Annotated in this window: 15 protein-coding genes; 6 read left to right on the plus strand and 9 right to left on the minus strand. The window is 66.3% G+C overall.

Annotated elements, in window-relative coordinates:
* Positions 1-86: 86 nt before the first annotated feature.
* Positions 87-1,121 (minus strand): NAD(P)H-quinone oxidoreductase, encoded by a 1,035-nt coding sequence (locus ACNJYA_RS06315; protein WP_439402233.1) that lies wholly within the window; start codon positions 1,119-1,121, stop codon positions 87-89.
* A 118-nt stretch (positions 1,122-1,239) separates the two neighbouring features.
* Here ACNJYA_RS06315 and ACNJYA_RS06320 point away from each other — a divergent pair, with 118 nt between their 5' ends.
* Together ACNJYA_RS06320 and rcdA are read left to right on the plus strand one after the other, a co-directional pair.
* Positions 1,240-1,431: a DUF1192 domain-containing protein gene (locus ACNJYA_RS06320; protein WP_172784857.1), complete on the plus strand. Its 192-nt coding sequence runs from the start codon at positions 1,240-1,242 to the stop codon at positions 1,429-1,431.
* Positions 1,432-2,032: 601 nt separating this feature from the next.
* Entirely contained in the window at positions 2,033-2,542 is a 510-nt protein-coding gene (rcdA, locus tag ACNJYA_RS06325; RefSeq protein WP_172784856.1) for a protease adaptor protein RcdA, read from the plus strand.
* Between the two features lie 202 nt (positions 2,543-2,744).
* On the opposite strand, the gene rpmE is transcribed toward rcdA, so the two are convergent.
* Positions 2,745-2,972, minus strand: coding sequence for a 50S ribosomal protein L31 (gene rpmE, locus ACNJYA_RS06330; protein WP_439365698.1), 228 nt, complete (start codon positions 2,970-2,972; stop codon positions 2,745-2,747).
* A gap of 198 nt (positions 2,973-3,170) precedes the next feature.
* Here rpmE and ACNJYA_RS06335 point away from each other — a divergent pair, with 198 nt between their 5' ends.
* Positions 3,171-5,021, plus strand: a complete 1,851-nt coding sequence (locus ACNJYA_RS06335) for an ABC transporter ATP-binding protein/permease (RefSeq protein ID WP_439365699.1) — start codon at positions 3,171-3,173, stop codon at positions 5,019-5,021.
* A gap of 135 nt (positions 5,022-5,156) precedes the next feature.
* Here the strand turns inward: ACNJYA_RS06335 and ACNJYA_RS06340 are convergent, their stop codons facing one another.
* From ACNJYA_RS06340 to ACNJYA_RS06355, 4 genes are all read right to left on the minus strand, one after another.
* Entirely contained in the window at positions 5,157-5,372 is a 216-nt protein-coding gene (locus ACNJYA_RS06340; protein WP_439365700.1) for a hypothetical protein, read from the minus strand.
* A 70-nt stretch (positions 5,373-5,442) separates the two neighbouring features.
* Positions 5,443-5,889: a GNAT family N-acetyltransferase gene (locus ACNJYA_RS06345; protein WP_439402234.1), complete on the minus strand. Its 447-nt coding sequence runs from the start codon at positions 5,887-5,889 to the stop codon at positions 5,443-5,445.
* Positions 5,889-6,917 carry a peptidoglycan -binding protein gene (locus tag ACNJYA_RS06350; RefSeq protein ID WP_439402235.1) on the minus strand — a complete coding sequence of 343 codons (1,029 nt, stop codon included), beginning with the start codon at positions 6,915-6,917 and terminating at the stop codon, positions 5,889-5,891. The genes ACNJYA_RS06345 and ACNJYA_RS06350 overlap by 1 nt, the downstream gene beginning before the upstream one ends.
* A 147-nt stretch (positions 6,918-7,064) precedes the next feature.
* Positions 7,065-8,081, minus strand: a complete 1,017-nt coding sequence (locus ACNJYA_RS06355) for a flagellar motor protein MotA (RefSeq protein WP_212254200.1) — start codon at positions 8,079-8,081, stop codon at positions 7,065-7,067.
* A gap of 167 nt (positions 8,082-8,248) precedes the next feature.
* On the opposite strand from ACNJYA_RS06355, the gene ACNJYA_RS06360 reads away from it, so the two are divergent.
* The 3 genes from ACNJYA_RS06360 to ACNJYA_RS06370 all read left to right on the plus strand — a co-directional run bounded on the left by ACNJYA_RS06360 (position 8,249) and on the right by ACNJYA_RS06370 (position 14,007).
* On the plus strand, positions 8,249-9,268 hold the full coding sequence (locus tag ACNJYA_RS06360; RefSeq protein ID WP_439402236.1) for an SAM-dependent methyltransferase: 1,020 nt from the start codon (positions 8,249-8,251) through the stop codon (positions 9,266-9,268).
* Between the two features lie 231 nt (positions 9,269-9,499).
* A complete protein-coding gene (locus tag ACNJYA_RS06365) occupies positions 9,500-10,693 on the plus strand; it encodes an efflux RND transporter periplasmic adaptor subunit (protein ID WP_172784849.1) in 1,194 nt (397 codons plus the stop codon).
* A gap of 158 nt (positions 10,694-10,851) precedes the next feature.
* Positions 10,852-14,007, plus strand: a complete 3,156-nt coding sequence (locus ACNJYA_RS06370; RefSeq protein ID WP_439402237.1) for a multidrug efflux RND transporter permease subunit — start codon at positions 10,852-10,854, stop codon at positions 14,005-14,007.
* Between the two features lie 135 nt (positions 14,008-14,142).
* Here the strand turns inward: ACNJYA_RS06370 and ACNJYA_RS06375 are convergent, their stop codons facing one another.
* From ACNJYA_RS06375 to ACNJYA_RS06385, 3 genes are all read right to left on the minus strand, one after another.
* Positions 14,143-14,934, minus strand: coding sequence for an inositol monophosphatase family protein (locus tag ACNJYA_RS06375; protein WP_439402238.1), 792 nt, complete (start codon positions 14,932-14,934; stop codon positions 14,143-14,145).
* An 85-nt stretch (positions 14,935-15,019) separates the two neighbouring features.
* Complete coding sequence (locus ACNJYA_RS06380; RefSeq protein ID WP_439402239.1) at positions 15,020-16,093, minus strand: tetratricopeptide repeat protein; 1,074 nt, start codon at positions 16,091-16,093, stop codon at positions 15,020-15,022.
* Positions 16,094-16,101: 8 nt separating this feature from the next.
* Positions 16,102-16,821: a thiamine phosphate synthase gene (locus ACNJYA_RS06385; RefSeq protein WP_439402240.1), complete on the minus strand. Its 720-nt coding sequence runs from the start codon at positions 16,819-16,821 to the stop codon at positions 16,102-16,104.
* Between the last annotated feature and the right edge of the window lie 3 nt (positions 16,822-16,824).

A 16,824-nucleotide genomic window follows, 5' to 3' on the forward strand; every position in this document is an offset into this window, starting at 1 on the left:
CAGTGCAAGGCGAATCTAAAAGGCGATTTCAGACCGAACCGATGTGGTTCGGTGCGTCGCGATAGATGCCACGAAAGCGAGGAAAATCAAAGGGTTTCCGGCTTGCCCTGTGGGCCGGTGACCAAGGCCTCCAACACAATTTTGCCAATATGTGCGCTCGTTTCCATGCGCCGGTGGGCGTCTGCGGCCTTTTCCAGCGGGAAAGTGCTGTCCATCACCGGCTTGATGCGGCCTTCGCGCAAAAGCGGCATCACTTTCTGCTCGATCGCGGCCACCATCGCGGCCTTGTCCGCATTACTACGGGGGCGCAAGGTCGAGCCGGAATGGGTCAGGCGCTTGACCATGACCTTGGCGATGTTGACGCTGACCTTGGGGCCGTTGAGGGTCGCGATCTGGACGATGCGCCCGTCGACCGCGGCGGCATCATAGTTGCGGTCGACATAGTCACCGGCGACCATGTCGAGGATCAGGTTGACGCCGACGTTGTTGGTCTCAGCCTTGATCACGGCGACGAAGTCTTCGCTCTTGTAGTTGATGGCGCGGTCGGCCCCCAGCTTGAGGCAGGCATCGATCTTGTCCTGCGATCCCACGGTGACGAACACCTTCGCACCGAAGGCTTTGGCGAGCTGAATGGCCATGGTGCCGATGCCGGAGGAGCCGCCATGGATCAGCAGCGTCTCGCCGGCCTTGAGGCCGCCGCGCTCGAACACGTTGTGCCAGACCGTCATCAGGGTTTCCGGCAGCGCGCCGGCTTCCTTGATCGACAGCGCCGGCGGCACGCTCATCGCCTGGGCATCCTGCGCGATGCAGTACTGCGCATATCCGCCGCCGGCGACGAGTGACATCACCTTGTCGCCGACCTGGTGCCGCTTGGCATTGCTGCCGACCGCGACGACTTCGCCCGCGATCTCGAGGCCGGGCAGGTCGCTGGCGCCGGGCGGCGGCGGATAGGCGCCCGAGCGCTGCGCCACGTCGGGCCGGTTGACGCCGGCAGCCATCACCTTGACCAGGATCTCGTCGGGACCGGGCTGCGGAACGCTGCGTTGCTCCGGCACCAGCACTTCCGGCCCACCGGGCTTGGAGATGGCGACCACGGTCATTTGCGCGGGCAGCTTGTCCATGATGTGTCCTTGAGCAAAGGTGCGGGAGGAAACGAGGCCCTTGCTTAGCCAGCGCGGTGCAGGCTGGCAACCGCCTTAGGCCATGTGGTCCGGTCCGCGGACGAGAGGAGGAACGACGATGCCGATGGAAGACGACGACCGCCCGCGCAAGAAGATCAGCCATGAGATTGGACAGGACCTCTCACTCTTGTCAGTGGAGGAACTGACCGAGCGTGTCGCGCTGCTCAAGACCGAGATCGCAAGACTGGAAGAAGCCGCCACCAAGAAGCGCGCCTCGCGCGATGCGGCGAACAGCATTTTCAAGTCGTAGCAGTCGCCCCACAACGACTGTCGTCCCGGACGCGTGGGCCGAACTTTCTCCGCCTCGTCATTCCGGGGCGGCGCGTCAGCGCCGAGCCCGGAATCCATAGCCACAGGCCGTTGATACGGGCACGCTGATCGTGGCCGGCTACTCCATCCGCCTGTGGTTATGGATTCTCAGGTGCGCAATTGCGCATCGTACCTCGCGACGTCGTCGCGCCCCGGAATGACGGCTGAAGATTGTTCCGCACTTCATTCGGCCACTGGCCGACATGGCTAACGAAATCCCAAAAAATTAGCTCGTTTACTTCGGATTAAGCTTTCGGGTTTATGACTGGAACTGTCCTCGTTTGGACACCGAGTGGCTCCTGTCCACTCTGTTTGACGCCTCCCTGTTATCAACTTTCAAAGCCGCCGGTCTCCGGCGGCTCTTTTTTTGCTTCCGCTCCCGCTGTCTAGCATCCCCGTCCGGTTGCATTCCGAAGGATTGACCCGCGGAAACCATATCCGCGCTTGTCACTGGACTCCGCCTCTCGCCCGCGCAATGATTTGTTCATCATAAGCCGGCGCCAAAGCCGGGCAGTCAAACAGTTGCGTAAGAGGCGTTAACCATGGAACGTTTGCAGGCCGAAGGCGCTCTCGTTCAGCTCAGCGAGCGATTCACCAATTCTGCGGCGTTCGGCAGCCTGTTCCGGGAGGGCATGGACCTCGTCGAGGAAACCGCCGCCTATCTCGACGGCGCTGGCCGCGTCGAGGCCAAGGCGCTCGACCGCGCCGTCAGCCTCACCTACGCGACCGAGAGCATGCGCCTCACCACGCGCCTGATGCAGCTCGCCTCCTGGCTGCTGCTGCACCGCGCGGTGAAGGAAGGCGAGATGACGCTGAGCCAGGCCAACCGTGAGAAGACCAAGGTCAAGCTCACCGCCGCCGATCCCGGCCCGGCCGACACCATCGAGAAGCTGCCGGCGCAGCTTCAGGACCTGATCCATCGCTCGATGAGCCTGCAGACCCGCGTCCGCCGGCTCGACAGCACGATCCACACCCCGCCGGCCGAGCAGGCCGCGATCGGCAATCCGTTGGTGCCGCATCTCAACGCGCTGAAGGCCGCGTTCGAGCGGTAGGTCTCACCGGTGCCGTAGGGTGGGCAAAGGCGCAAAGCGCCGTGCCCACCATCTCTCTCTCTTTTGGGATCACAATAGAGGTCGTGGGCACGCTTCGCTTTGCCCACCCTTACGAGTCCTCAGCCTTGGCCGACGACCGGCCCCAAAACAAAAACGCCCCCGGTCTCCCGGGGGCGTTTCCATGTCCAGCCTTGCGGCCGGCTCAATCCTTCTTGAGGAAGCCCGAAAACTTCTTCTGGAAGCGCGAGACGCGGCCGCCGCGGTCCATGATCTGGGCGGAGCCGCCGGTCCAGGCCGGGTGCGACTTCGGGTCGATGTCGAGGTTCAGCGTGTCGCCTTCCTTGCCCCAGGTGGAGCGGGTCAGGTACTCGGTTCCGTCGGTCATGACGATCTTAATCGTATGATAATTCGGATGAATTTCGGCTTTCATGGCAATTCCTCGGCGCTCCGGCGCCTTCTTGGGTGGCTCGCGAATGACGGATTTGGGCGGCTCTATACCTCACGAAACCCGGCAAAACAAGCCATGCTGCCGCGGTGAACCGGGGGTTTGCCCTAAGGGACTTCCCGGATTTGCCACTACTGATGCACCGGCCTATTGGGAGCAAACGAATGCAATGGGTCGGATCTCATGAGCGCAGTGGAACGGCTTGATGACCAATATGTCGATCGGCCCGCAATGAACGCCGCGGACACCCCTTCGATCGAGGCCGAGCTGATCGAAGCGCCGGCCAAGGGCCGCGCCAAGCTGCGGCCGCTGCTGGCGCTCGCGCCCTATGTGATCCGCTATCGCGGCCGCGCGGCGCTGGCGTTCGTCGCGCTCACGATCGCCGCGCTGACCACGCTGCTGGTGCCGGTCGCGGTGCGCAGGATGATCGATTTCGGCCTGACGCCCGAGGGCATCGAGCTGATCAACAGCTACTTCTCGGTCATGCTCGCGGTCGTTGCCGTGCTCGCGATCGCCAGTGCCGCGCGCTACTACCTCGTGATGACGATCGGCGAACGCATCGTCGCCGATCTCCGGCGCGACGTCTTCGCCCATCTGCTGTCGCTGTCCCCCGCCTTCTTCGATTCCGCGCGCAGCGGCGAACTGATCTCGCGCCTCACCGCCGACACCACCCAGCTGAAATCGGCCGTCGGTGCCTCCGTCTCGATCGCGCTGCGCAACCTTATGATGTTCCTGGGCGCGACGGCGATGATGGTGATCACGAGCCCGAAGCTCTCCGGCTTCGTGCTGCTCGCCATTCCCCTGATCGTGCTGCCGCTTGTGGCGTTCGGGCGCTGGGTGCGGCGCCTGTCGCGCAACGCGCAGGACACGCTCGCCGATGCCTCCGCCTATGCGGGCGAATTGGTCGGCGCGATCCGCACCGTGCAGGCCTATACCAGCGAGGGCTTCGCCGAGAAGCGTTTCGGCGGCGAGGTCGAGCAGGCCTATGAAGCCGCGCGCACCTCGACCCAGGCCCGCGCCGTGCTGACGGCGATCATCATCTTCATCGTGTTCGCAAGCGTGGTCGCCATCCTCTGGATCGGCTCGCATGACGTGCTCACCGGCGCGATCACGCCGGGCCGGCTCGGCCAGTTCGTGCTGTATGCGGTGTTTGCCGCAGCCGGGCTCGGCCAGCTCAGCGAGGTCTGGGGCGAGGTCTCGGCCGCATCGGGCGCAGCCGAGCGCCTGTTCGAGATCCTCCACGTCCGGCCCGAGATCGCCGCGCCTGCGGCGCCGCTTGCGCTGCCGGTGCCGGCGCGCGGCGAGGTCGGCTTCGACCGGGTCAGCTTCGCCTATCCGGCACGGTCCGACGTCAAGGTGCTCGACGCGGTGTCGTTCACCGTGCGCCCCGGCGAGAAGGTCGCGATCGTCGGTCCCTCCGGCGCCGGCAAGAGCACCATCTTTCATCTGCTGCTGCGCTTCTACGATCCGCGCAGCGGGACGATCTCGCTCGACGGCGTGCCGGTCAAGTCCGCCGACCCCGGGGATTTCCGCGCGCGCATCGCACTGGTGCCGCAGGACTCCGTGGTGTTCGCCGCGAGCGCCCGCGAGAACATCCGCTTCGGCCGGCCCGGTGCGAGCGATGCCGAGGTCGAGCGCGCCGCCGAGCTCGCCCATGCCGCCGAATTCATCCGCCGCCTGCCCGAAGGTTTCGAGACCGCGCTCGGCGAGCGCGGCGTGACGCTGTCCGGTGGTCAGCGCCAGCGCATCGCGATCGCGCGCGCCATCCTGCGCGACGCGCCGCTGTTGCTGCTGGACGAAGCCACCTCCGCGCTCGACGCCGAAAGCGAGACGCTGGTGCAGACCGCGCTGGAAGAGCTGATGCGCCACCGCACCACGCTGGTGATCGCCCATCGCCTCGCCACGGTGCTCTCCTGCGACCGCATCCTGGTGATGGACCAGGGCAAGATCGTCGAGCAGGGCACGCATGCCGAGCTCGTGGCGGCGAACGGGCTCTACGCCAGGCTGGCGCGGCTGCAGTTCGAGGGGGCGTGAGGCGCCGCCTCACTCTCGTCATTGCGAGCGCAGCGAAGCAATCCAGACTGTTTCCGCGGAAAGACTCTGGATTGCTTCGTCGCAAGAGCTCCTCGCAATGACGTGTGGAGGGAGCTTCGCGCCACAACTGCGGGCCTACCGGCACTTCGGTGACAGCGCCGGCACGTTCGGCCAGGGCCAGTTCTTCCAGCTGCCGTCCGCTTCGACGCAGGCTGATGCCTCAGGGCTGTTCGTCTGCGCAGGGGCGCTCGATGTCGCAAAGCGCTGGTCTACATAGGTCGTCGACACATAGCCGGCGACGATGACGCCCAGCATCACCGAGGACCCCTTGGCCAGCTCGCTCAGCTTCATCGATCGTCTCCATGGCCATGCCTTGAGACAACGAATAACCGGCGCCTTGGGATCCCCGATGTGACAGGCCTCACGCCCGCCATACCATCTTCAACACCGGCCGGCCCGAGGTCGGGTTCACTTCGTCACCGGCATGGGCAAAGCCGTTGCGCTCGTAGAAGCGGATGGCGCGGGCATTGTCCTTGTTGACGAGCAGCGTGACGCCCGACGGTGACAGGCGCTTGGCCTCGTCCACCAGCAGCCGTGCCGCATCCGAGCCCCAATGCGCGGGATCGACCACCAGCTGGTCGAGATAGCCCTCGCCGTCGATGGTGACGAAACCGGTCAGCGCGCCGTCCTGTTCCGCCACCACGATTTGGGCCTTCGGCACCAGATCCCCCAGCCAGCGCTCGCGCCACCAGTCCAGCCGCGCCGCGAAGTCGATCTGCGGATAGGCCTGCTGCCAGGTGCGATGCCAGAGATCGATCGCGGCGGCCTCGTCGGAGGCCGCGTAGGGGCGGAGGTGGAGCGCGCTCACTACCGCTCCGTCAGTTTCAGCTCGATGCGGCGGTTGCGCTTGTAGGCCTCTTCCGTGTTGCCGGTATCGAGCGGCTGGAATTCGCCGAAGCCGGCGGCGACGAGGCGCTGGGCGGGCACGCCGAGCGAGACCAGATATTGCACCACCGAGATCGAGCGCGCCGCGGACAGGTCCCAGTTCGACTTGAAGTTCGGACCGTTGACGGGGCGCACGTCGGTATGGCCGTCGACGCGCAGCACCCAGGGAATGTCGCTCGGGATCTTCTTGTCGAGTTCGATCAGCGCGGCCGCCAAGGTGTCGAGCTCGGCGCGGCCCTCGGGCAGCAGCACCGCCTGGCCGGTGTCGAAGAACACTTCGGACTGGAACACGAAGCGGTCGCCGACGATGCGGATGTCGGGGCGGTTGCCGAGGATGGCGCGCAGCCGGCCGAAGAATTCCGAGCGGTAGCGCGACAATTCCTGCACGCGCTGCGCCAGGGCGACGTTCAGGCGAGAGCCCAGGTCGGCGATGCGGTTCTGCGATTCCTTGTCGCGCTTCTCGGATGCATCGAGCGCCTCTTCCAGCGCCGCTAATTGCCGGCGCAGCGCGCTGATCTGCTGGTTCAACACCTCGATCTGCGCCAGCGCCCGCGTCGAGACCGCCTTCTCGGAATCCAGCGCCTTGCCGAGCTCGGCGGTCTTGCCTTGCGCGTCGTTGCCGGCGGCGGCGAGACCGTCATAGAGCCCCTTGATGCGGTCGCGCTCGGTCTCGGCCGAGGCGAGACCGGCCTTCAATTGCGAGACCTGGTCGTCGAGCGTGAGCTTGCCGAGCTTCTCCAGCGACAACAGCTCGTTGAGCTGGGCGATCTTGGCGTTGAGCTGCTCCAGCGCCTTGTCCTTGCCAGTGACCTCCTGCGACAGGAAGAACTGCACCACGAGGAACACCGACAGCAGGAACACGATCGACAGCACCAGCGTCGACAGCGCATCGACGAAGCCGGGCCAATAATTGAAGGCGCCTTCGCTGCGGCGGCCGCGCGCTAGAGCCATTAACGTCTCCGTTTCTTTCGTGTCCCGGACGCGATGCAGCGTGCAACGCTGCTTCGCAGAGCCGGGACCCATATTGTCCCTGACGCTGGGCCCCGGCTCAGCGACGCATCATTTCATGCTGCGTCGCGTCCGGGGCACGATACCGTCTCAACTCTTCTCGGGCTGGCGCGCGATCCGCTCCAACAGGCGGCGGATCTCGCGGTTCTGCTCACCCTGGCCGTCGGCCCATTCGCGGATCATCTGCTGCTCGGTGCGCATGTGTGAGACCAGCGCCTGGATCGCTTCGGCAAGGCTCGCCATCGCCGCCGTGGTGCCGCGGCCGGCGCTGCCTTCCTCGAACACGGAACGCAGGCGTTCGACCGCGGCCTGAAGCTCCCCGCTGGCGACACCGCCGCCGGAGGCGGCGGCGGGCACCTCGCCATTGCCGTATTCGCGCACGGTGGTGGCGAGCCAGTCTTCGAGGTCGGTGTAGAAGCGGTTCTGCGCCTGGCTCGATTGCAGATCGAGGAAGCCGAGGATCAGCGAGCCGGCAAGGCCGAACAGCGAGCTGGAGAACGAGATGCCCATGCCGCCGAGCGGGGCGGCGAGGCCCTCCTTCAGCGTGTCGAACAGCGCCCCGGAATCGCCCCCCACCTTGAGCCCGTCGATCACCTTGCCGACCGAGCCGACCGTCTCGATCAGGCCCCAGAAGGTGCCGAGCAGGCCGAGGAACACCAGCAGGCCGGTCATGTAGCGGGAGATGTCGCGGGCCTCGTCCAGGCGGGTCGCGATCGAATCGAGCAGGTGCCGCATGGTGGTCTGGGTGATGGTCATCCGCCCCGAGCGCTCCCCGCCCAGGATCGCCGCCATCGGCGCCAGCAGCTTGGGGTGACGGGACGGCGCCAGGCCGGGATCGGCGACGCGGAAATTGTTGACCCAGGAGACCTCGGGATAGAGCCGGATGACCTGGCGGAAGGCGAGGATGATGCCGATGAACAGCACGCCGCCGATCAGGGCATTGAGCCCGGGATTGGCGAAGAAGGCCTGGATGATCTGCTTGTAGAGCACCACGCCCACCAGCGTGCACAGCACCAGGAAGACCAGCATCCGCACCAGGAAGACGCTGGGCGAGGACAGTTTCGTGTACTCGATGTCCATGGTTGATCGGGAAGTGCCAGACCGCATGCCAGTATCATCCGTTACGTAAGCTTGCTTGCGGCGCGCACTATGGCACAGCGCCGGCCCAAAAAAAGCGCCGGATGCGCCGATTTCGGGGACAGCTCGGGGAACCCGGACCGGAAGCGGCGCTTTGATAAGCAGGTCTCTGCAGAATTTCGCCATTCGGGGGGCGCATGAGCGTCGTTTCCGCGATCATCGGGACTGCCGAGCGTGTGCCGCTGCCGGACGTGGTGATCCGCGCCGCGATCCAGCGCCTGTGCTCCCGCATGGCGACGCGCCTGTCCGCCCTGGGCGCCGGCGACGATGCCGCCTTTGCCGGCCGGATGATGCTGCGGCCGATCGCCGAGGGTACAGGTGCCGGGCATGACCAGGTGCCTGCCGCCTTCTTCGCCGATTTGCTCGGTCCCAACCGTAAATTCTCCTCCTGCTTCTACAAGACTGACGCGACCACCTTGCGGGAGGCGGAGGAGGAGGCGCTGCGCCAGACCGTCGAGCATGCCGGCCTGGCCGACGGCCAGGCCATCCTCGAGCTCGGCTGCGGCTGGGGCTCGCTGTCCCTGTGGATGGCGCGGCAGTTTCCGCACGCCAGGGTGACGGCGGTCGCGACCTCACAGGCGCAACGCGCCTATGTCGAGGAGGAGGCGCGGCTGCGTGGATTGCTCAATCTGCGCGTGGTCACGGCCGACATGAACGTGTTCGCGCCGGAGGGGCAGTTCGACCGCATCGTCTCGGTCGAGATGTTCGAGCAGATGCGCAACTGGCGCAAGCTGATGACGCGCGCGCGGTCATGGCTCACGCCGGAGGGGCGGTTCTTCATGCACGTCGTCACCCACCGTTCCGGCTCGCATCTGCTTGACCCCGCCGATCGCGACGACTGGATCGCGCAGCATCTCTATACAAGCGGGTTGATGCCGAGCCATCACCTGGTCAGGCAGTTCGACGATATCTTCGCGGTCGAGAAGGAATGGTGCTGGAGCGGGACGCATTACCAGCGCACCGCCAACGACTGGCTCGCCAATTTCGATGCGCATCGCGAGGCCATCGAGGCCGCCTTGCGCAGGGTCTATGGCGAGGAGGCCGCTCTCTGGATCCGTCGCTGGCGCTGGTTCCTGCTCGCGAGCTCGGGCCTGTTCGGCTACGCCGATGGAACCGAATGGGGCGTCAGCCACTACCGGATGAAGGCCGCCGAGTAATTGCGATGTTCCGTCGCAGCACGCGCCGGTGGACCCCGACTCACAATCAAGTGACACCGTAAAAGCCTTCTGATCTCAGCAGCATAAGCTGTGTGACAATGAGCCGCCCGCGCCATGCGTTGCATCGCAGCAGATGCATTCTATTTTGGCGGCATCAGCCGCGTGTAAAAGGTCCAGAACGGGCCGCGCGCGAGCACGATCAGTTTCAACAATATCGGGGCACCCCACTTCATGTCCGGACTTCGCGCGCGATCGGCATGCGTTGCAATGATGCTCGCGGCCCTTGCGCCGCTTCTGGCAGGCTGCGACGAATCCAGCTCCGCGGTGTCCGCCGCCCAGCCGCCCGCCCCTGACGTCAGCATCGTCGTCGTCAAGCCGCAGTCCCGCGCCGTGGTGCGCGAGCTGCCGGGCCGGATCGCGCCGACGCGGGTCTCCGACGTGCGGCCGCGCGTGTCCGGCATCGTGGTCGAGCGCCTGTTCCGCCAGGGCAGCGAGGTGAAGGCCGGCGATCCGCTCTACCGCATCGATCCGCGCCCGTTCGAGGTCGAGGTGATGGCGAATGAGGCCGCGCTGGCCAAGTCCGAAGCGGCTTTGATGCAGGCCAGGCAACAGGCGCATCGTATCGCCACCCTGACCAGGGATCGCGCCGCCCCCGAAGCCGAGAACGAGAAGGCGATCGCGGCCGAACGCCAGGCCCATGCCGAGGTCGAAGGCCGCAAGGCCGAGCTCGCGCGGGCCAAGCTCAATCTCGACTATGCCACCGTTCGCGCGCCGATCGACGGCGTGGTCGGTGCGGCCCTCGTCAGCGAGGGCGCGCTCGCCGTGCAGAACGAGACCAATCTCGCCACCATCCAGCAGCTCGATCCGATCTATGCCGACTTCACCCAGTCGGTGACCGAGCTCAACCAGCTCCGCCGTGCCTTCGAGACCGGCGACCTCGAGCGCATCGCCGCCGATGCCGCCAAGGTGCGCCTGGTGCTCGACGACAACACCATCTATTCGCTCGACGGCAAGCTGCTGTTCTCCGACGCCAAGGTCGACGCCCACACCGGGCAGGTGACGTTGCGCGGCGAGTTCCGCAATCCCAAGCGCGAGCTGCTGCCGGGCATGTACGTGCGGGTTCGGATCGACCAGGGACTCGATTCCGACGCGATCGCGGTGCCGCAGCAGGCGATCCAGCGCAACGGCGGCGGCGGCAGCGAGGTGTTCGTGGTCAAGGACGACAACCACATCGCGGTGCAGCCGGTGCGCACCGGATCGGTGCAGGACGGCCTCTGGTTCGTCACCGAAGGCCTGAAGGCCGGCGACAAGGTCGTGGTCGAAGGCTTCCAGAAATTCGCGGCCGGCGACAAGGTCCAGCCGCAATCCTGGTCCGAGGCGGACGCGACCGCGGACAACCGGCACGCCCTTAAGCTCACGCGGTAACCGGACGGCGTTGCAAGTGTCGTCCTCATCCTGAGGAGCCCGCTGGAAGCGGGCGTCTCGAAGGATGGCCGGGAGAGAGCCGGGCCTTCATGGTTCGAGACGCGCGTTCCGAGCTCCTCGCCATGAGGATCTAACGAAACAACGAGGATAAACGGCCAATGCCGAGTTTCTTCATCGACAGGCCGATCTTCGCCTGGGTGGTTGCGCTGTTCATCTGCTTGATCGGTGCCATCGCGGTGCCGCTGCTGCCGATCGCGCAATATCCGATCATCGCGCCGCCTTCGATCTCGGTCTCGACCAGCTATCCCGGCGCCTCGCCGGAAAACCTCTACAACAGCGTCACGCGGCTGATCGAGGAGGAGCTCAACGGCGCCGCCAATATCCTCAATTTCGAATCGACCAGCGACTCGCTCGGCCAGGTCGAGATCATCGCCAACTTCCAGCCGGGCACCGATACCAGCGCCGCCTCGGTCGAGGTGCAGAACCGCATCAAGCGGGTCGAGGCGCGCCTGCCGCGCGCGGTGATGCAGCAGGGCATCCTGATCGAGGAAGCCTCCAGTGCGGTGCTGCAGATCATCACGCTGAACTCGACCGACGGCAGCCTGGATGAAGTCGGCCTCGGCGACTTCATGATCCGCAACGTGCTCGGCGAGATCCGCCGCATTCCCGGCGTCGGCCGCGCCACGCTCTATTCGACCGAGCGCAGTCTTCGTGTCTGGGTCGATCCCGCAAAACTCGTCGGCTACGGGCTGACCGCCGACGACGTCAACAAGGCCATCACCGCGCAGAACGCGCAGGTCGCCTCCGGCAGCATCGGCGCCGAACCGTCGACGTCGAACCAGCGCACCTCGGCGTTGGTGCTGGTCAAGGGCCAGCTGTCGTCGCCGGACGAGTTCGGCGCCATCATCCTGCGCGCCAATGCCGACGGCTCGACCGTGCGCCTGCGCGACGTCGCGCGCATCGAGGTCGGCGGCCTCAGCTATCAGTTCAACACCCGCCTCGACGGCAAGCCGACCGCCGGTCTTTCGGTGCTGATGTCGCCGACCGGCAACGCGCTGGCCACCGCGAGCGCGGTCGAAGCCAAGATGAAGGAGCTGTCGCGCTTCTTCCCGGCCAACATCAGCTACGAGATCCCCTACAACATCACGCCCGTGGTCGAAGCCTCGATCAAGAAGGTGCTGTCGACCCTGGTCGAAGCCGTGGTGCTGGTGTTCGTGGTGATGTTCCTGTTCCTGCAGAACATCCGTTACACCATCATTCCGACCATCGTGGTGCCGGTGGCGTTGCTCGGCGCCTGCTCCACGCTGCTGCTCGCCGGCTACTCCATCAACATGCTCTCGATGTTCGGCATGGTGCTCGCGGTCGGCATCCTCGTCGACGACGCCATCGTGGTGGTCGAGAACGTCGAACGCATCATGGCCGAGGAGGGCCTGCCGCCGAAGGAAGCGACGCGGAAAGCCATGTCGCAGATCACCGGCGCCATCATCGGCATCACCCTGGTGCTGATGGCGGTGTTCGTGCCGATGGCGTTCTTCCCGGGCTCGGTCGGCATCATCTACCGCCAGTTCTCGGTCACCATGGTCGCCGCGATCGGCTTCTCCGCCTTCCTGGCGCTATCGTTGACGCCGGCGCTGTGTGCGACCCTGCTCAAGCCCGTCGAGGCCGGCCACGGTCATGCGAAGAGAGGCGTGTTCGGCTGGTTCAACCGCATGCTCGAAGGCGGCAAGGAGCGCTATTCGCGCACCGTCGGCTTCTCGCTGAACCGCACCGGCCGCCTGATGCTGGTCTATGCCGCGCTGCTGGTCGGCCTGTCCTGGGCCTTCGTCAACCTGCCCGGCGGCTTCCTGCCGGTCGACGACCAGGGCTTCGTCACCACCGACGTGCAGACGCCGTCGGATTCGTCCTATGCCCGCACCGAAGCCGTGATCGAGAAGGTCGAGAAATATCTGGCCGCGCGGCCGGGCGTCGACAACGTCACCTTCCTCACCGGCTTCAGCTTCTCCGGCCAGGGCATGAACACCGCGCAGGCCTTCATCACGCTGAAGGACTGGTCGGAGCGCGGGCCTAAAGATTCCGCTGCTGCGATCGTCAACGACATCAACCGCGACCTGGGCTCGTCGATCCGCGACGCAAAGATCTCGGCGTTGCAGCCGCCGCCGATCGACAATCTCGGCAACTCCTCCGGCTTCTCGTTCCGCCTGCAGGATCGCGGCCAGAAGGGCTATCAGCAATTGATGCGCGCCGCCGACCAGCTGATCGCGGAGGCCAATGCCAGCCCGGTGCTGCAGAAGGTCTATATCGAGGGCCTGCCCGAGGCGGGCGTGGTCAATCTCATGATCGACCGCGAGAAGGCCGGCGCCTTCGGCGTCACCTTCGAGGACATCAACAACACCATCTCGACCAATCTCGGCTCGAACTACATCAACGACTTCCCGAACCGCGGCCGCATGCAGCGCGTCGTGGTGCAGGCTGACGCGCGCGACCGCATGCGGACCGAGGACATCCTCAATTACAACGTCAAGAACAGCCGCGGCCAGCTGGTGCCGTTCTCGTCCTTTGCCACGGTGGAATGGGCGCGCGGCCCGACGCAGATCGCCGGCTTCAACTATTATCCGGCGGTGCGCATCTCCGGTGAAGCCAGGCCCGGCTTCACCTCGGGCGACGCCATTTCGGAAATGGAGCGGCTCGCCGGCCGCTTGCCGCGCGGCTTCGGCTACGAATGGACCGGACAGTCGCTGCAGGAAAAGCTGTCGGGCTCGCAGGCGCCGTTCCTGCTCGCGCTGTCGGTGTTCGTGGTGTTCCTGTGCCTCGCCGCGCTCTACGAGAGCTGGACCATTCCGCTCGCGGTGCTGCTCACCGTGCCGCTCGGCATCGTCGGCGCGGTCGCGGCTGCGACGCTGCGGAGCCTGCCCAACGACGTCTATTTCACCGTCGGCCTGATCACCATCATCGGCCTTGCGGCCAAGGACGCGATCCTGATCATCGAGTTCGCGAAAGACCTGCGGAAGGAAGGCAAGCCGCTGGTCGAAGCCACCATCGAGGCCTGCCGCCTGCGCTTCCGCCCGATCCTGATGACGGGCCTTGCCTTCATCTGCGGCGTGCTGCCGATGGCCATCGCCCACGGCGCCGGCGGCGCCAGCCAGCAGGCGCTCGGCTCAGTCGTGATGGGCGGCATGATCGCGGTGGTGATCCTGGCGCTGTTGATGGTGCCGGTGTTCTTCGTCTCCGTGCAGCGCGTGCTGGCGGGGGATCGCGAGCCAGCGCCGGCGCGGGAAGCTGAAGCGCACGGCCGGCCGGCGCCGGTCAAGCCGTAGGGAACATTGTCATGCCCCGCGCAGGCGGGGCATCCAGTACGCCGCGGCCTGTCCGTATCAAACTGACGTCTCTGGAATACTGGATCACCCGCTTTCGCGGGTGATGACAGCGGAGTACGTGAGCGAGCTTCCGCCTTACGCCGGCTTCCGCAAGATCCTCACCAACTCCCCGTGCACGTACTCATTGCCGCACACGACGTGCCCCGTGACCAGCGGGTCGCCCGGCGTGGCGATATCGCTCACCGTTCCCCCCGCTTCGCGCACCATCAGCATACCGGCGGCGATGTCCCAGGATTGCAAATCGCGCTCCCAATAGCCGTCGAGGCGGCCGGCGGCGACGAAGGCGAGATCGAGCGAGGCGGCGCCGAAGCGGCGCAGGCCGGCGACGCGGTCCTGGATCGCGGTCATCTCGCGGCGGAATTCCTCGTGATCGCCGCGGCCGATATGGGGCAGGCCGCAGGCGACCACGCATTCGCTCAGCTGGCGGCGGCCGGCGACGCGCAGGCGCTGGTCGTTGAGGAAGGCGCCCTTGCCGCGCTCGGCGATGTAGAGCTCGTCATTGGCGGGGTTGTAGATCACGCCGGCGATCACGGTGCCTTCGCGGGCGAGGCCGATCGAGATGGCGAATTGCGGGATGCCGTGCAGGAAGTTGGTGGTGCCGTCCAAGGGATCGACGATCCAGGTGTGGCTCTTGTCGGTGCCCTCGCGCTGTCCCCCTTCCTCGCCGATGAAGCCGTAGCCGGGCCGGGCCTTGGCGAGGTCCTGGTAGAGGATCTCCTCGGCGCGCTTGTCGGCGAGCGAGACGAAATTGGCCGGCCCCTTCAGCGAGACCTGGAGATGCTCGATCTCGCCGAGATCGCGCTTGAGGCTGCGGCCGGCGCGGCGCGCCGCCTTGACCATGACGTTGATAGTGGCGGAATACAGCATGTGCTTCTGGTCTTGATCGGGGAGAGGGGCGCGGAAACACGCCTGTTTGGGGGACTGGGTGCCCCGTGAGGGGCCCCGCGTCAAGTCATTTGGACCCGAGCCACTTCCTGGCGGCGGCCTCGGCCTTGGCGCGGTCATCGGCCGGCAGATCCGAGAGCTGCTTGTCGAGCTCGGGGTCGCCCTTGCCTGATGTCTTGGCCACCAGGTGCCATTTGAAGCCCTCGATCTTGTCCACGGGCGTGCCCACGCCGTTGATCAGCACCCATGCGAGGCGGTTCTGCGCGATCGCGCTGCCCTGGCGGGAGGCCTTGCGGAGCAGGGCGACGGCGGCCGGCTGGTTCTTCGGCGTGCCGGTGCCGTTGAACATCGCGATGGCGTATTCGACCTCGGCATCGACATTGTCGGCGAGCGAGGCGGCCTGCAGCAGCCGCACCGCGCGCTCGGGGTCCTTCGGCACGCCGGTGCCTTCCTTGTAGAAGGTCGCGAGCGCGTATTGCGCTTCGGGCAGGCCTGCATCGGCGGCCTGGCGCAGCAGCTCCGCCGAACGCCTGATGTCCTGCGGCAGCGTCTGGCCGTCCAGATAGAGCAGAGCGAGGTTATAGGCCGCCTTGGGCTCGCCGAGCTTGGCGGCGGAGGCCATCAGCTTGACTGCCTCGTTTTTGTCGACCGGGCCGCCGCGGCCGGAAATGCGCAGCATGGCGAGCGCGAACATCGCCTCGCGATCGCCGGAATCGGCGGCGCGCTTGTACCATTCGGCCGCTTTCGCGTAATCGCGCCTTATGCCCATGGCGTTGGAATAGAGCTCGCCGAGCATGGTCATCGCCTTGGCATCGCCCCCTTGCGCCCGCGCGGTGGCGAGCTCGAACGCCGTCTTGTACTGGCCGCGCTGATAGGCGCCGAACACCAGATCGACGTTGGGATCGTCGGACGGCGGCGCGGGGATCACGGTTGCCGGCTTGGGCGAGGCGGACGGCTTTGGAGATGAAGAGGGCTTCGGCGCCGGCGCGGCCTCCTTCTTCTTGGCCGGCGCGGGCGGCTTCGGCTTCTGCTTCTCTGCCGGTGCGCTCGGCGTCGTCGCCGGCGGGGTGATCTGCAGCTGCGCGGCCGCAGGGACGGTCAGCAGCAGCGTGGCCAGCATGGTGATGCACGGGAGCTTCATGTCGGGCGCTAGCCGTGCTCCTGGCGCGCAGGATCTTGGCTCGCAGGATCTTGGCTCGCAGGATCTTGGCCGGCCAGCGCCGTCGCATGGGCCTTCTTGATCGCGGCGTCGACCTCGATCAGCGCGGCCTTGGGCCCGCGCGGATCGGCCCAGATGAAGTCGCCGACCAGCACGAAATCGGCGCCGCTAAGGGCGAAATCGTGGGCCTCGTCCAGCGAAATGGCGAAGCCGACGCAGGGCGGCTCGAACAGCTCGGCCCACCAGTCCAGCCGCTCGGCGATCGCCTGCGCCGAGGGACGCTGGCCTTTCGCATCGGGCTCGCCGAACAGCACGTAATCCGCGCCCATCTCGCCCGCATCCATGGAATGGTGCCGCGTCGTCAGCCCGCCGACACCGGCGATGCGATCTGGCTTGAGCGACGGCAGCGCCTCCTTCAGCGCGGCGATGCCGGGCAGGTGCGCGCCGTCGGCGCCGCCGCGGGCGACGATATCGGGGTGGCCGTCGACGAGGAGCGCCGCGCCCGCCTTCTGCACCGGCGGCGCCAATGCCTTGACGCGCGAGGTCATGCTGCGCTGATCGGTTTCCTTCAGCCGCAGCAGCACGGCGGCGACGTCGGCGGACGCGATCAGCTCGGGCAGCGCGGCGACCAGCGTCGCGGGATCATCGACGACGGGCGTCGCGAGATAGAGACGCGGCGCCGGGCGCGGCGGAAGCGGTTTGTTCGACAAGGT

This window comes from Bradyrhizobium sp. BLXBL-01 (genome assembly GCF_051853025.1).
Classification (GTDB): Bacteria; Pseudomonadota; Alphaproteobacteria; order Rhizobiales; family Xanthobacteraceae; genus Bradyrhizobium.

Coding starts and splice junctions, on each gene's coding strand:
- ACNJYA_RS06355 (WP_212254200.1), bottom strand. CDS start 8,081: ATGCGGTCTGGCACTTCCCGATCAACCATGGACATCGAGTACACGAAA.
- ACNJYA_RS06320 (WP_172784857.1), top strand. CDS start 1,240: ATGCCGATGGAAGACGACGACCGCCCGCGCAAGAAGATCAGCCATGAG.
- ACNJYA_RS06335 (WP_439365699.1), top strand. CDS start 3,171: ATGAGCGCAGTGGAACGGCTTGATGACCAATATGTCGATCGGCCCGCA.
- ACNJYA_RS06375 (WP_439402238.1), bottom strand. CDS start 14,934: ATGCTGTATTCCGCCACTATCAACGTCATGGTCAAGGCGGCGCGCCGC.
- ACNJYA_RS06360 (WP_439402236.1), top strand. CDS start 8,249: ATGAGCGTCGTTTCCGCGATCATCGGGACTGCCGAGCGTGTGCCGCTG.
- ACNJYA_RS06315 (WP_439402233.1), bottom strand. CDS start 1,121: ATGGACAAGCTGCCCGCGCAAATGACCGTGGTCGCCATCTCCAAGCCC.
- rpmE (WP_439365698.1), bottom strand. CDS start 2,972: ATGAAAGCCGAAATTCATCCGAATTATCATACGATTAAGATCGTCATG.
- ACNJYA_RS06340 (WP_439365700.1), bottom strand. CDS start 5,372: ATGAAGCTGAGCGAGCTGGCCAAGGGGTCCTCGGTGATGCTGGGCGTC.
- ACNJYA_RS06380 (WP_439402239.1), bottom strand. CDS start 16,093: ATGAAGCTCCCGTGCATCACCATGCTGGCCACGCTGCTGCTGACCGTC.
- ACNJYA_RS06370 (WP_439402237.1), top strand. CDS start 10,852: ATGCCGAGTTTCTTCATCGACAGGCCGATCTTCGCCTGGGTGGTTGCG.
- rcdA (WP_172784856.1), top strand. CDS start 2,033: ATGGAACGTTTGCAGGCCGAAGGCGCTCTCGTTCAGCTCAGCGAGCGA.
- ACNJYA_RS06350 (WP_439402235.1), bottom strand. CDS start 6,917: ATGGCTCTAGCGCGCGGCCGCCGCAGCGAAGGCGCCTTCAATTATTGG.
- ACNJYA_RS06365 (WP_172784849.1), top strand. CDS start 9,500: ATGTCCGGACTTCGCGCGCGATCGGCATGCGTTGCAATGATGCTCGCG.